The sequence below is a fragment of the Paenibacillus sp. FSL W7-1279 genome, from assembly GCF_037969845.1.
Taxonomy (GTDB): Bacteria; Bacillota; Bacilli; order Paenibacillales; family Paenibacillaceae; genus Paenibacillus_AQ.
Map to the genome: position 1 here is coordinate 2,764,933 of NZ_CP150215.1, position 13,056 is coordinate 2,777,988.

14 protein-coding genes are annotated in these 13,056 nt (G+C 47.9%); 9 read left to right on the forward strand and 5 right to left on the reverse strand.

Annotated features, from left to right (window positions below):
• Positions 1-56: 56 nt before the first annotated feature.
• The 5 genes from MKY82_RS12215 to MKY82_RS12235 all read left to right on the forward strand — a co-directional run bounded on the left by MKY82_RS12215 (position 57) and on the right by MKY82_RS12235 (position 3,110).
• Entirely contained in the window at positions 57-377 is a 321-nt protein-coding gene (locus MKY82_RS12215) for a hypothetical protein (protein ID WP_213645066.1), read from the forward strand.
• A gap of 133 nt (positions 378-510) precedes the next feature.
• Complete coding sequence (locus tag MKY82_RS12220; protein ID WP_339296156.1) at positions 511-966, forward strand: VOC family protein; 456 nt, start codon at positions 511-513, stop codon at positions 964-966.
• A complete protein-coding gene (locus MKY82_RS12225; protein ID WP_339296157.1) occupies positions 963-1,757 on the forward strand; it encodes a DNA alkylation repair protein in 795 nt (264 codons plus the stop codon). The genes MKY82_RS12220 and MKY82_RS12225 overlap by 4 nt, the downstream gene beginning before the upstream one ends.
• Before the next feature lie 25 nt (positions 1,758-1,782).
• Complete coding sequence (locus tag MKY82_RS12230) at positions 1,783-2,370, forward strand: TetR family transcriptional regulator (protein WP_339296158.1); 588 nt, start codon at positions 1,783-1,785, stop codon at positions 2,368-2,370.
• A gap of 197 nt (positions 2,371-2,567) precedes the next feature.
• On the forward strand, positions 2,568-3,110 hold the full coding sequence (locus MKY82_RS12235) for a DUF6022 family protein (RefSeq protein WP_339296159.1): 543 nt from the start codon (positions 2,568-2,570) through the stop codon (positions 3,108-3,110).
• Positions 3,111-3,250: 140 nt separating this feature from the next.
• Here the strand turns inward: MKY82_RS12235 and MKY82_RS12240 are convergent, their stop codons facing one another.
• Positions 3,251-4,198 (reverse strand): aldo/keto reductase, encoded by a 948-nt coding sequence (locus tag MKY82_RS12240; RefSeq protein WP_339296160.1) that lies wholly within the window; start codon positions 4,196-4,198, stop codon positions 3,251-3,253.
• A gap of 23 nt (positions 4,199-4,221) precedes the next feature.
• Positions 4,222-5,217 (reverse strand): Gfo/Idh/MocA family oxidoreductase, encoded by a 996-nt coding sequence (locus tag MKY82_RS12245; protein ID WP_339223158.1) that lies wholly within the window; start codon positions 5,215-5,217, stop codon positions 4,222-4,224.
• A gap of 122 nt (positions 5,218-5,339) precedes the next feature.
• Between MKY82_RS12245 and MKY82_RS12250 the strand changes: the two genes are divergently transcribed.
• Together MKY82_RS12250 and MKY82_RS12255 are read left to right on the forward strand one after the other, a co-directional pair.
• Complete coding sequence (locus MKY82_RS12250; RefSeq protein ID WP_194545133.1) at positions 5,340-6,176, forward strand: AraC family transcriptional regulator; 837 nt, start codon at positions 5,340-5,342, stop codon at positions 6,174-6,176.
• A 171-nt stretch (positions 6,177-6,347) separates the two neighbouring features.
• Complete coding sequence (locus tag MKY82_RS12255) at positions 6,348-6,938, forward strand: hypothetical protein (protein ID WP_339296161.1); 591 nt, start codon at positions 6,348-6,350, stop codon at positions 6,936-6,938.
• An 87-nt stretch (positions 6,939-7,025) separates the two neighbouring features.
• Here MKY82_RS12255 and MKY82_RS12260 read toward each other — a convergent pair whose 3' ends face one another.
• The 3 genes from MKY82_RS12260 to MKY82_RS12270 all read right to left on the reverse strand — a co-directional run bounded on the left by MKY82_RS12260 (position 7,026) and on the right by MKY82_RS12270 (position 9,902).
• A complete protein-coding gene (locus MKY82_RS12260; RefSeq protein ID WP_339296162.1) occupies positions 7,026-7,838 on the reverse strand; it encodes a hypothetical protein in 813 nt (270 codons plus the stop codon).
• 189 nt (positions 7,839-8,027) lie between these two features.
• A complete protein-coding gene (locus MKY82_RS12265) occupies positions 8,028-8,648 on the reverse strand; it encodes a DUF1796 family putative cysteine peptidase (protein WP_339296163.1) in 621 nt (206 codons plus the stop codon).
• Positions 8,649-8,822: 174 nt separating this feature from the next.
• The gene (locus tag MKY82_RS12270; protein ID WP_339296164.1) at positions 8,823-9,902 is read right to left on the reverse strand and encodes a LuxR C-terminal-related transcriptional regulator; all 1,080 of its coding nucleotides are present in this window, start codon (positions 9,900-9,902) and stop codon (positions 8,823-8,825) included.
• Between the two features lie 268 nt (positions 9,903-10,170).
• On the opposite strand from MKY82_RS12270, the gene MKY82_RS12275 reads away from it, so the two are divergent.
• Both MKY82_RS12275 and MKY82_RS12280 read left to right on the forward strand, forming a co-directional pair.
• Entirely contained in the window at positions 10,171-11,259 is a 1,089-nt protein-coding gene (locus MKY82_RS12275) for a saccharopine dehydrogenase NADP-binding domain-containing protein (protein ID WP_339296165.1), read from the forward strand.
• A 229-nt stretch (positions 11,260-11,488) separates the two neighbouring features.
• Positions 11,489-12,871: an MFS transporter gene (locus tag MKY82_RS12280; RefSeq protein WP_339296664.1), complete on the forward strand. Its 1,383-nt coding sequence runs from the start codon at positions 11,489-11,491 to the stop codon at positions 12,869-12,871.
• Positions 12,872-13,056: the final 185 nt, after the last annotated feature.

The following is a 13,056-nucleotide window of genomic DNA, read 5'->3' on the forward strand; positions in this document are numbered from 1 at the left end:
CCCTTGACGGGACATTTGCATACAATGCGGGTAGAAGAGAACGAAGGAGGAGCATCATGAACAATTATTCAACGCAACCGCAAATGCTGTTTCAATGCGATCACCATCTGGTACATTCCATGAAGAAGCATAGAGAAAGCGCCCATGCTGCTATGAAAAATGTGGTGAATCGCAAGGTAAGAGTGCATACGATGGATGATGAAGCTATCGAAGGCGTCGTTATAAACGTAGACGCAAAAAATGTGTACATTCTTGTAGAACAAGGTAACAGAGGATTCTTTCCCGGATATCCGCCCTTTGCGCCATACGGACCTAATCCTAATGTAATATTGCCGCTAGCATTGTTTAATCTCTTGGCTGTCAGCTTGTTGTGGTAGCAAGCGAAGAACCTGCACTCTGGACTGCAGGTTCTTTTTTTTTGTGGAAATTTTCAAAAAAAAAAATCATTTACATACATTCTGTTTGTATGTTAAATTGGATTCATCCCATTTAGAAGGAGATGTTTTCCAGATGAAACTGCAAGGATTTTATCCCGTTATCATGACAGAGAAGGTTGCCGAGAGCACAGAGTTTTACACACGGTTGTTTGGATTTGAGGTTGTTTTTGAAGCGGATTGGTATGTAAGCCTGAAGAATGGAGACCAGGGACAAGGCGCTTATGAAATGGCCCTCTTGTCCAAAAATCATCCCACGGTACCGTCTTCCTTTCAGAAACCAGTGCAGGGATTGATTCTTAATTTTGAGGTGGAGGATGTGGATGCCGAGTATCAAAGGCTGATCATCCACGAAAAGCTGCCGCTTCATCTGGATCTACGGGATGAGGAATTTGGGCAGAGGCATTTTATTACCAGTGACCCGAATGGGGTGCTGATCGATATGATTAAAGTCATTCCGCCTTCACAAGCATTTATGGAGCTGTATAATGAAGATGTGTGGTCCACGGATGATGACCAACCCGGTAAATGAGTACATTCACCGCATTAAAGGACTACTTTGGAAGAGAGCTGGCGATTCTTTTATCAGATCGAATTAAGCCGCTTGCTCCGGAGTTTCACTCGGAGGTTTTCATTGAAGCCGTAAGCCGCAAGACAGCGACGCTTGAATTGAAAGGAAGGGTAGCCGTTATTGCGGAAGAATTGCAGCAAGCCCTGCCCTTTGGTTATCCGGATAGTTTGGAGATTTTACTCGGCATCATAGGACCAGAGAATGAAACAGAGAAAGGAATGTTCACGGACGGGTATTTTCTCATGCCGATTGCATGTTTTGTGGAACGTTATGGGCTTGATCACTTTGAAATATCGATGAACGCGTTATATGAAATTACCAAACGGCACACATCGGAGTATGCGATCAGGCCCTTTCTGCTCCATTATGAAGATCAGTGTCTTGAAATTTTGAAGGACTGGCTTTCGGATGATAATTCGCATGTCCGTCGCCTGGTTAGTGAAGGTACCCGGCCTCGTCTGCCGTGGGCAAAGCGAATTCCAGTGATCAAAGGAGATCCCGCTCACAATTTGGCGCTGCTAGAGCCCCTTCTGCAGGATTCCTCTGGCTATGTCCGCAAATCGGTTGCGAATCATCTTCATGATCTAAACAAAGATTACCGGGATACCGTCCTTCCCTGGCTGCTTGAACATCTGGAATCGTGTGGGGTGTACGGTCCTTGGATACTTCAGCATTCGCTAAGATCCATGGCCAAGAGCGGAGATCAGGAAGTGCTGAAGCTACTAACGTCCATGAGAATAGCATCCGAATGATGCATAGGAGAGAGAAACGCGAATTATGAGAAGAACCAAAAGCGAAGCTAACGAAACTATACAGCTGCTGCTGAAGGTAGCCAGAACACATTTCACGGAAAAAGGTTATGCCAATGCGGCACTAGAGGAGATTGCCGACGAAGCAAAAGTTACCCGCGGTGCGCTGTATCATCATTTTAAGAATAAACAAGGGCTGTTTCTTGCCGTGCTAGAATTAGTGCAGTCGGAAATTGGGCAGCGCGTGGAGGCGGAAGCAGATAGCTCTGAGGATCCTTGGGAGCAGCTTCTGTATGGCTGTCGGGCTTTTATTGCGACCGTGGTAGAGCCGCAGAATAAGCGCATTATGCTCATTGACGGTCCGAGTGTCGTAGGGTGGGAGTCTTGGCGCGAGATGGACGAGCAAAATTCGATGAGTCACCTAAGGGAGCAGCTAGCCTTCATGCAGAATCAGGGAATGATGAAGACCGTTCCGGTTGATGCTATGACGCATGCCTTGTCCGGCGCTTTAAACGAATGCTCGCTGTGGGTTGCTCAAATGCCGGAAACGGATAAGGGCATCGAGGAAACGATGGATGTGATTACCGGCATGTTACAGGGGTTTAGAGTATGTTGATCCCTTGATAACTAAACTACGGTGTGATTCGGATCCGGGCATGATGTTACGGCGGCCTACATATCCGTATGAGATTAAAGCACTAGAGAAGGTTTTTCCCCTAATATGGACCGGATATCCAGCAAACCTTACAATTTGCATGAATGTTGTATGCTGGAGAAGTACATCCAAAATCCATGAAATGGAAGGGGTTAAACATGAAATCAATGAAGCCGCTGCAGGAGTTTTTGGAAGAACAACAGGATAACCCGATCGAAGCCATCGGAAGCTACATTTCCGAACACATTGAAGGGAACTGGCAAAAAGTACTTACCGTAAACCAGGAAAAACTGCTGAAGGCATACAACGAGGCTGGAGATGCGGCGTATGGGACGTTTTTGAACCTGTTATTCTTACCGATTCATAAACAATTAAAGGAGATGGGAATACGTCCTGAACCTAATTTCCCGGGTAACTTCGACATCTCAAGAGAATGGGGAAGTCAGGAAGGGACAGACCAACAGCGCTGGATGTGGAGCACGGTTTATTCGCCGGTGAAGGAGCCGCTCGGCACCATCGTTACCGTTGTATATCATGACCATACACAGTTTCGCGTCCCAAGGCAGCCTCGGATCATAGCCTTGCATGAGAGAGGAAAAGAGGAAGTCGTCGCGGCCCTTTCGCTTAAATCCCCGGATTTTAGGGAAGCGCTCGAGTTTACGGTTGAATATGAAGCATATCTTCGGGGTGTACAGGAGTAAGGAAGGAAAGCTCTGTCAGCGCGATTATTCTACCCGCCGGGAGATGATTCGCGCTTGCGTAGAATATCAGACGGGTCATTAACCTATAAAAAGCGCCTTGAGCAGGATGAAAATATCCTGGCACAAGGCGCTTTTAACATTTAGATTGAAGCCAGCTGATCGATCGTTAGGTCTAACCAGTCTAATTCTTCCCTCGTCAGCTGGATGGTTGAACCCTCATCACAGGATTTTAATTCTTCCGCAGACTGCGCACCGATCAGCGCACAGGTCGGGAAGGGCTGGTTCAGCACGTAAGCGAGCGCAATCTGTATGGCCGTCGCATTCTTCGAAGCGGCCAGCTGCTTGGCACGCTCTAACCGTTCCCAGTTCGCATCGCTATAAAATACCCGCACAAGATCCGCATTGTCCCGAATTTCCGGTGTGAACCGGCCGGTGAAGAATCCTCTCGCTTGGGAAGACCAGGAGAGCAGCGGAAACTGCTCAGCTTCATGCCACGCAATCGTCTCTGCATCGGCTGAGACGCAGCCTTTCCAGAACGGCTCGTTTGGTTTGGCCAGACTGAGATTCGGGCTGCTAAAGGAGAAACCGACCAGTCCATTCGCTTCGGCATAGGCATTGGCATCCCGGATGCGCTCCCACGTCCAGTTGGATACCCCAATGGCGCCAACGCTCCCATCGGCAATGTACTCATTCAGAGCTTCAATAACTTCACCTGCCGGAACCTCCGGGTCGTCACGGTGAAGAGCATACAGATCGATGAAATTCGTCTTCAGTCTCTCAAAACTCGTTGTGATGTCGCTCTTGATGTCTTTTTTATTTACGCGCGGACCATTCTGGTCATGATGGGCACCTTTGGTCAATATGACGATCTGATCCCGGTTACCTCTTTCCTGCATGTATCTGCCGATCACTTCTTCGCTTTGACCTCCACAGTAGATGTGGGCGGTATCAACGGAATTGCCGCCGATAGCCAGGTATGCATCCATATTCGCGGCTGCTTTCTCATACGAATCATGATAAAAGTAGTCCGTTCCTTTCATTAGCGCAGAGACAGGTTTGTTTAATCCCTTGATTGATATATATTTCATATTCATATCCTCCTTGGGTGTAATTACAACACAATTCGCTTCCGTTCATGGGCAGATTGCAGACAGGCGTCTATGACTTTCATATTGTGAACGGCATCCTCTGCAGAGTAGCGGAGAGGCTTGTTGTTCAAAATAGCTTCGGCCATATGGTCGCCTTGTTCACTGTATGCGTTTGCACGAGGGACCTCGATTTCTTTGCGTCCGTCGCCGGTCGTTAAGAAGAAGTTCGCTCCGTCCTCAGGCAGGCTATAGGCGTAAGGGACTTCAATCAGGCCATCCGTGCCCACAATTTCAAGAGGATTGCGATACGCCGCCCACATTCCGCAATCAAATGTCAGCGCTACATTTCCTCCAAATTCGATTAATCCGGATGCCATCATGTCGACATGATCATGCTCAGGGGAGAAGAAAGCTTGAACGGTAACAGCTTCCGGCTCTTTATCCAGCAGGATGCGCGCGGCGTTGATCGGATAACAGCCGATATCATAAATCGAGCCGCCGCCCCAATCCTTGCGAAAGCGGACATTCCCGTGATTGGCGGAACTGTTGAAGGTAAACGCGCTGCGTATGCCCCGAATGTCCCCGATGGCACCAGCGTTGATCATTTCCTTCAACAAGTCATACCGTGGGTGATACCGATACATAAAGGCTTCGGCCAGCACTACCCCGGCTTTAGCTGCTGCTTCCGCCATTTCAGCTGCTTCTGCTTCCGTAAGCGCAAGCGGTTTTTCGCATAGAATGTGTTTACCGGCTTCCGCCGCACGGATGCTCCATTCTTTATGTAGATGGTTTGGGAGCGGAATATAGATCGCATCTATGGAAGAATCCTCGAGCAAGGACTCGTAACTGCCGTATGCAGTCGGGATATTCAGTTCCTCTGCCGTTTGCGCTGCTTTTGCCTGATCGCGGCTGGCAATGGCAACGACTTCATTGAGACGGGATTGCTGTAAACCAGGTATGACCGAGCGTTTGGCAATGCTGGCGCAGCCAAGGATTCCCCAACGAAGTTTTTGAGTCATGTTCATCAGCTCCTATACAACTTTTTAAGATTATATTGCGATTATAAAAGACAAGAAATAAAATTGATATAATATTATTTTGTAGTACAATACAACAATATTGTCATTCGAGGAGTATTATGATGAAACGACAAAGTCATCTGCTGACCCTACCGCAAATGCCATTCTTCTGCCTGCCTGAGTCGGTTGGGATATACCGGGATGAACCGGACCATACCGTTACGCGGGCAGCCGGGTCTCTGAACAATTTCAATATTCATTATGTGGCTTCCGGTAAAGGGTATGTTGAAATCGAAAACGTAGTCCATACGCTTGGCCCAGGTGAAGCCGTGCTGTATTTTCCAATGCAGGCTCAGCGTTATTACACCAGCGAGGACGATCCGTGGGATGTGCGTTGGTTCCACTTTTATGGCAGCGGTCTGCAGAACTATTTCATCGAACGCGGATTTCATAAAAGCCAGCTGTGGAGCATTCGGCAGCCATCAGCCTTTGAGGAAGCGCACGAAGCGCTGTTATATGAGGCGGAGACCCATCGGATGCTCAAGCCTGCGCAGCTGTCCACGCTAACGTATTCCTTGTTAGCCGTATTCGTGGAGCAGGCATCCGCTTTATCGGACAATAAATCAAACAACTCGGCCAACCGGATTCTTGAACTGCTGCCGATTATGCAGCAGGAAGCGGCACAACCGTTTATTTTGGAGGAGTGGGCGGACAGACTCGGCGTTACCACTTACTATTTCTGTAAATTATTCCGCAATGTCATGGAGATGACCCCAATGGATTTTGTAACGCGCTGCCGGCTTCAGATGGCAAAGCAGTGGCTGCTCGACCATAAAGAAAAAACCATCGGACAGATTGCAGTGGAAGCGGGCTATCCGAGCGTCAGTTATTTTAACAAGCGATTTATGGAGCATGAAGGCATGACGCCATCTTCCTATCGTCGCTTATATGGGGTATAGTTATGGGTATCACGTCGCCAGGTCAGTTGAGAACTCGACTTAGGTCTAGGTCTTATTCACACCTATAGTCGGTTATGGAAACGGCTTGCCTCTACTACAATGGAATTAACGAAGGATTTGACGAAATCCGGCTTCAATGAAATATGTAATTAAGTATGTGGGGGAAAGCAAATGTCCGATAACCAAAATATATATGTTCTTCTGACTGATACGGGTACGATGTTTACCAAACTGATTAAACGAATTACGGCAGCGCCCTATAATCATGCTTCGCTGGCGCTGGATGAGAACTTGAATGAAGTGTTCAGCTTCGGCCGGAAATGCGCCAACAATCCCTGGATAGGGGGATTTGTTGAGGAGGATGTATACGAAGGAACCTTCCGTCACTTTCCCGGCACGCGCTGCGCTCTGCTCCGTCTCAAGGTCACGCGGGAGCAATTTGAGGCAGCGAGACGCGTGATTCAAAGCTATAAGGATGAAGAGGATGCTTACGGCTACAATCTTATCGGCATGTTTGGCGTGCTAATGAGACTTGATATTACGAGGGAAAGATCGTACTTCTGCTCACAATTCGTAGCGGAGGCAATGAAGCAAAGCAGAATTCATCTATGGGATCGCCCTTCCTCCGCAGTAACCCCGAATGATTTCTTTCAGCATCCGGCATTCGAGGTTATATACGAAGGCATGTTATATGACTATCCATTACTTGATCAATCCAAGTTGGCTGGATTCCAATACCCGTTACAAACAGCTTCAAGTTGAGTTGATTTTTGATCTAATTTGTTGCATATCGAACCCTAACTTCTGCCCGCGGCAGAAGTTATTTTTATAGCGGGATTCTTAAAAACGTTATTTAAATTGGGCATTTGCGCGCGCGATGATCGACTCGATTTTTTGTTCGTGACTGTAGATGCTTTTCTTTTTCGTCAGGATCTGACCGGAGAGTGTCAGCAGCCTGGACAGGGCATCGCTGGTTCGGGCCGATTCATTGCTCTTTACTGCGGCTTTGAAATTCTTCCACTCGGTTGCCATCAGTTTATTCGGCGTGGAGATTGCGCTTTTATCGCCTTTGATTTTGCTTTTGTAGGATTCAATCTCGGACAGGATGGAACGGACTTTAGCCGCTTTGGAAGCTTTCTCTTTCTTGGCCGCCGTAAGCGCCGCCTGCTTAGTTCGAATATCATCACGTCCCAAGGATACCAGGATCTTCATGCCACTGGCCTGTGACTGCAGTATCTTGGAGAGCGATTTGTCTTTGAGTTTTTTGGCTGCGGCGATTTGTTTATTGAGCGCGGAATAGGTATTAAACAGCGGCTGGTACTTGGTTTTGGCTGCTTGCAGCTGATCCTCCAGCTTGCGGATTTTATCCTTATCGATTTCGCTGATTTTTTTGCGGGTTTCTGAAGCTTTGGCTTCATTGGCATAGCGAAGGGAAGAGATTCGATCATCCAAATCCATTACCTGGTTTCGTTCGGATTTGAACTCATCAAACTGTTTGATGAGTGTGGTACGTACGGATCCGCCAGCCCGGTCCGCCGTGGCTTTCAATTGGGCTTGAACCGTATCGGTGAACTCGATCGCGGCTGCATTCGCGAAAGGCATGGGGATGAAAGAGAGTAAAAGTGCCATCACAAGTGATGAGGTGAGTAATCTTCTAAACATAAACATCGCTCCTTAAATAACTAATAATTATCATTAGCGGTATTCGCATCATGACAGAATGGCCGGACCCACGACAAAAAGCACCCGTTAGAAAGGCGCATTCAACGCCAGACTTACGGGTGCTTCCTTCGTAAGAGTTCCGATTCACTTTTTGTAAATATACAGGTAAATTTTGGATTTGTCAAACACTTATTCCCCTGAACTGAGCGAAAATTCTCTAAGAATGGTCATCCAAGCCTCCGAATCTCCTTCCCATGTGGGCCCTTTCGGTATTTGCTTGATGAGAACCCGATCCGAGAACGAAGGGAGATTTACAATTTGGGGACTGCTGCTGAGCATAATAAATAACAGGTTTACGTCCGCTTTGGGATAGGCTTCGCGTATTGCTTGATCAATCGTCTCGGCATCCTTGGTATTCGCGATGATCCGCACGAGCAGAGTCTTCTGTTCAGAATTCAAGCAGCGGTTAAAGCGTTCGATTCTTCGATCCAGCCGCTCGCGAAACGCGGGGTAGTCATATAACGGAGGCTCCTCTGGATTGTTCTTGAAATCATGAAAGGATAAACAGGAAGATCGTTTATCACGCACATAGTAACAGTTCACGGATTTGCCGTATATGTCGAGATTATCCCGTAGCATGAAATCGCTGAATTGACGTTTAATGACTTTACAAAATTCATGGGTCGAAGCGAAGTTGAACCAGTCCAACGGGCCAGCTGCATGACGCAGCTGGTTTCTTCTTAACTGGGCGGCAACCTGACAGTTGTGACCCAGACTGAAAATGGCATCAAACTCCACAGGGGTTGTCATGCTACCAGACCTCCTTGAATCTATCATTAGATATCATATGCAGATCGATAGAGTTGGTATGGAGCAGTGACCAAGGGTGGGTGTGGAGTGCGGTTCATAGCCACCGTGCAGCATAATCGGAGGTGGGCCGGATTTGAGGGGAACGGAGTGGTGGGAAAATTACGGACCCGACCCTCAAGGACTCAAGCTATATTTTGAATGAAGCTGCCATATTAATTCCCTCCGGCTGTTGACGCCGGTTTTAACAAATATGGACTTTAGATGATCCTGAATCGTGTAGGGGGAGATAAACAGGGATTGAGCAAGCTCCTTGGTGGATAATCCTCGCAGAATTCCGCTGATCACTTCGTTCTCGCGCTCCGTTAATCCCAACGCATCCGAGATAAGCGGCAGCATATCCGTTGTATTGGCAGGCTCAAGCGTGACTGCAAGCTTGGCAAGAGAATCGGGACCATACAGAAGGCATGCCCGTATGCTGGCAAAGGAGCCATTACTTAGCCTGACGCGAGTATGAGCGCCCGTCGAATAGGCCGTACCTCGGGAGCTCTCGGACAAAGCTCGGAAGCAGACTGCCCGCAGCGGGCGAGGGAGCGAAGCGGCATCCATACCCTCTGCATCCTGGAGCAATGACATCCACTGCCGTGCAGAAGCATTATATGAAAGAATATCGAGCGTTTCGGATAACACCAATAAACCAGGCTCAGGCATGTGATCCATTCCATCCATAGGGGATCGCGGAAGACTTCGATCACGCAGCATGGACGCCATGAATGGCGCCAGGGAAGAGAGCAGCTGCCGTTCCTCCTCGCTAAAAAAGGGCTGGCCCTCCTTACGGAATATCGTCAGATATCCCCAACACATGCCGTCCGCTACCAATGCGGCACGCATCTCATCATGAAAGCCTGCCGGCTGCAGGACGTTCAGATAACGAGGGCTTGTGTTCAGAGCCCCGTTCGTAGCTCCGCTTAGCGTAGCCACCTTCTCCATGGAGTTCGCCAGTTCATGAAAGTGATTGTAATCGCTGTGCAGATATTCATACTCGAACAGGCGATCATGGATTGCCTCAATGTCTTCATCCGTGATCGCACCCGTCGAGAGCAATGTACGTGGATCTACCGTCGTAAAGCAAGCCGATTCGAAAGGAATCCAGCAGCGCAATTGCTTCATGAGTTCGCTCCGGTAGGTTTGGGAATTTGATAAAGCCCCGCCAAGTGCCATTATTTTATTCAATAAGCTGTTAAGCTGTGTGCCCATATTCAGTCACCTTTTTCGTCGGTCTAAGGAAAACCCCACATTTCTGGGATAGGGTTATCGTTCTCCATCCTTATAATTGAGAATGATTCTTATTATGTCATGTATGTAGAAGGAATGAAAGAGACCCTGCATATTGTGCATCATGATGGAACAAGGGAGGTTTACCCATGGAAAAAGTGAAATCAGGGCTTGCTTCGCTGAGGATTTTCAAGTCTGAGCGGGGGCTCGTTACTTATATAGATTTTTTTAGAGATGGAGAGGAAGTATCATGAAGGAACGTATTGTGGTTGTAGGCGGATATGGGCATGTAGGAAGGATTATATGCGAGGAGTTAGGGGAGAAATATCCCGGTCTTGTGTACGCTGCAGGAAGAAGTTTGGAAAGAGCCGAGCGTTTCAGTCAGGAGACAAGCGGGAAGGTGCTCCCCATGCGATTGGATATGGGGCAGCCACTCATGGCGAGTGAGTGGGAACGGATCAAACTCGTGGTCATGTGTCTGGATCAGGCGGACGATGCCTGGGTCGGAGCTTGCATCCGGAGCGGGACCCACTATGTGGATATATCGGCAAAAGCCGAGTTTTTGAACCAAGTGTCGAAGTGGAAGGACGCAGCCGAGGAATCCGGGTCGTCAGCTATTCTGAGTGTAGGCCTGGCCCCGGGTTTAACCAATCTCATGGCAAGCTGGGCGAGCAAAGGTCTGGATGTAACAGAGTCGGTTGATATCTCGATTATGCTGGGATTAGGGGATCGGCACGGCAAGGCTGCCGTAGAGTGGACCGTGGACAATCTACTGTCCACCTTTCAGGTGATGGAGAACCATCGCGTTAAGACGGTTGCGAGTTTTTCGGATGGAAGGTCGGTTTTTTTTGGCGAAAAAATAGGACGTAAATCCGTGTATCGTTTCCCATTCTCGGATCAATCCACATTGCCCAACACCTTGGAAGTTCCCACCGTATCGACCCGGTTGGGTTTTGATTCTTCCCCTCTAACTACCATGCTTGCAGGATTCCGTGCATCCGGTCTGCATCATTTGCTTAAGGTTAAATGGATACGGAACGCTGCCGTGAAAGCTTTTATGAATATACGGATGGGATCCGATGATGTTGCTCTAAAAGTTGAAGCGCAGGGCAAGCGCCGTGGTAAAAACAGTACAGTTGAATTTTTGCTGGTCGGGCGGGATCAGTCCAGATTAACGGCTAAGGTAGCGGCGAGTGTTGCGGATGCTGTATACAGTGGGAATATCGCGTGCGGGGTGTTTCATATTGAACATGTGTTTGAATTAGCGAGTATGAAGGGGTGGCTTGAGAAAGAGGTTCGCATGGAGGTATGGCGGGATGGGAAGAGAGGGAGTATGTAGCCGCCTTCTAAAGGCGCAAACATCATGTGAATGCTCCTTTGCTTCTATATCATTATATTTTTCGTCTTCCTCATCCGTATGTTATATTAAGCCTTAGAATATTCAAAGGAGGATTATTGCATGCGGCAAAAAAGATGGATTTGGGTACAAAATTTGAGGGAAATCGCATCATTGACCCTATAAACTGCGTATTCCCCTAAATTTATGGGGGCACTACCAAGTGGAAGAGATTACTCAACCAAGTCAAAAATTACGGATCACAAATGTGAAAGGCGCGTTTGCCTGGCTGGGATTTTTGGTGTTTTTCAGCGTTTTGAATGAAACCGTGTTTAATGTGGCACTGCCGGATATCGCCAGGCAATTTCATGTGGAGCCATCGACGGCCAATTGGGTCAATACAGGCTTTATGCTGACGTTTGCCATAGGTTCATTTGTGTACGGAAAAATATCGGATCTGTACGGGATCAAAAAAATGCTCATGATAGGTATCGTAACGTACGGCAGCGGCTCTATGCTGGGATTAGCGGGACATGCCTATTTACCTGCTGTGATTGCGGCAAGATTTATTCAGGGGGCGGGAGCCTCTGCCATCCCTGCGCTGGTCATGGTCATGATTGTACGTTATTTCGATGCCAATCAACGCGGAAGAGCGTTTGGTCTTATAGGATCACTGGTTGCAACGGGCGAAGGCATCGGGCCTGTCATCGGAGGCGTCGTTGCCCATTATGTGCACTGGTCCATGTTGTTTGTTTTTCCTCTTATGACACTTGCCACGATTCCTTTCTTCTTAAAAGTGCTACCGGATGAAACTGAACAGAAAGGGACCATTGATGTTACGGGGGCAGTTCTGCTCTCGGTTGGCGTAGTGCTATTTACCTTGTTTACGACCAATGAACATTGGATGTATCTGGCTGGCTGTTTATCAGCGCTCGTATTATTCGCCTTACGTATCAAGCGGGCTTCCAATCCATTTATCGAACCGTATTTATTTGTAAGGAAGAAGTTCATCGCCGGGACGATCACGGGCTGCGTTATTTTGGGCATGGTAGCCGGATTTCTATCCATGGTGCCTTATATGATGAGAAGCGTCCACCATCTGTCAACGGGCATGATTGGCGCGGGGGTTATGTTTCCTGGTGCCATGAGTGTCATGCTGTTTGGCATATTAGGGGGCACACTCGTTGATAAGAAAGGTCATCATCTTGTGTTCTATATAGGCACCTTGATGATTATCGGTGGTTTTTTAACTATGGCGATGCTGAAGGATCAATCACCTTGGATTGTTACGGCCATGCTGATTTTTGTATTTGGAGGCCTTTCTTTTGTGAAGACGGTGATTTCAACCGTCGTTTCCGATTCTCTTGAAGAGAAGGAAGCGGGAGCAGGGATGGGAATGCTCAATTTTGCATGCTTCTTATCTGAGGGAATCGGAGTGGCAATTGTAGGAGGTTTGCTTTCCAGAGGATTGCTGGAATTCCCACTTCTTCCGATGTTACGGAATGCTGGGGCAGACTTATACAGCAACTTGCTGCTTCTGTTTTCGTTGGTTATCGTAGCTGGAAGTATGATCTATACATTGACTTATGTCGGAAAAAGAAGCAGACGAATCTAAAGCATAGAAGCATATTTGTGCTCCAAATCCCGATCTCTCTTGTAACAACGGAGAGAGCGGGATTTTTTTGGTAACAAGCTCTTCATACGCCATTGTGCCGCTTCTGTATTGATCATTGGGGGAGAATAGTCTGGATAGCTGTCGAAACGTCTTCGTCAAGTCCAGACTATCATGTTGCTCCGTTT

Bases quoted from the DNA above. Each gene is read 5' to 3' on its own strand.
- MKY82_RS12230 (WP_339296158.1), top strand. From the start codon at position 1,783: ATGAGAAGAACCAAAAGCGAAGCTAACGAAACTATACAGCTGCTGCTG.
- MKY82_RS12235 (WP_339296159.1), top strand. From the start codon at position 2,568: ATGAAATCAATGAAGCCGCTGCAGGAGTTTTTGGAAGAACAACAGGAT.
- MKY82_RS12225 (WP_339296157.1), top strand. From the start codon at position 963: ATGAGTACATTCACCGCATTAAAGGACTACTTTGGAAGAGAGCTGGCG.
- MKY82_RS12240 (WP_339296160.1), bottom strand. From the start codon at position 4,198: ATGAAATATATATCAATCAAGGGATTAAACAAACCTGTCTCTGCGCTA.
- MKY82_RS12265 (WP_339296163.1), bottom strand. From the start codon at position 8,648: ATGACAACCCCTGTGGAGTTTGATGCCATTTTCAGTCTGGGTCACAAC.
- MKY82_RS12275 (WP_339296165.1), top strand. From the start codon at position 10,171: ATGAAGGAACGTATTGTGGTTGTAGGCGGATATGGGCATGTAGGAAGG.
- MKY82_RS12270 (WP_339296164.1), bottom strand. From the start codon at position 9,902: ATGGGCACACAGCTTAACAGCTTATTGAATAAAATAATGGCACTTGGC.
- MKY82_RS12220 (WP_339296156.1), top strand. From the start codon at position 511: ATGAAACTGCAAGGATTTTATCCCGTTATCATGACAGAGAAGGTTGCC.
- MKY82_RS12245 (WP_339223158.1), bottom strand. From the start codon at position 5,217: ATGACTCAAAAACTTCGTTGGGGAATCCTTGGCTGCGCCAGCATTGCC.
- MKY82_RS12250 (WP_194545133.1), top strand. From the start codon at position 5,340: ATGAAACGACAAAGTCATCTGCTGACCCTACCGCAAATGCCATTCTTC.
- MKY82_RS12215 (WP_213645066.1), top strand. From the start codon at position 57: ATGAACAATTATTCAACGCAACCGCAAATGCTGTTTCAATGCGATCAC.
- MKY82_RS12260 (WP_339296162.1), bottom strand. From the start codon at position 7,838: ATGTTTAGAAGATTACTCACCTCATCACTTGTGATGGCACTTTTACTC.
- MKY82_RS12255 (WP_339296161.1), top strand. From the start codon at position 6,348: ATGTCCGATAACCAAAATATATATGTTCTTCTGACTGATACGGGTACG.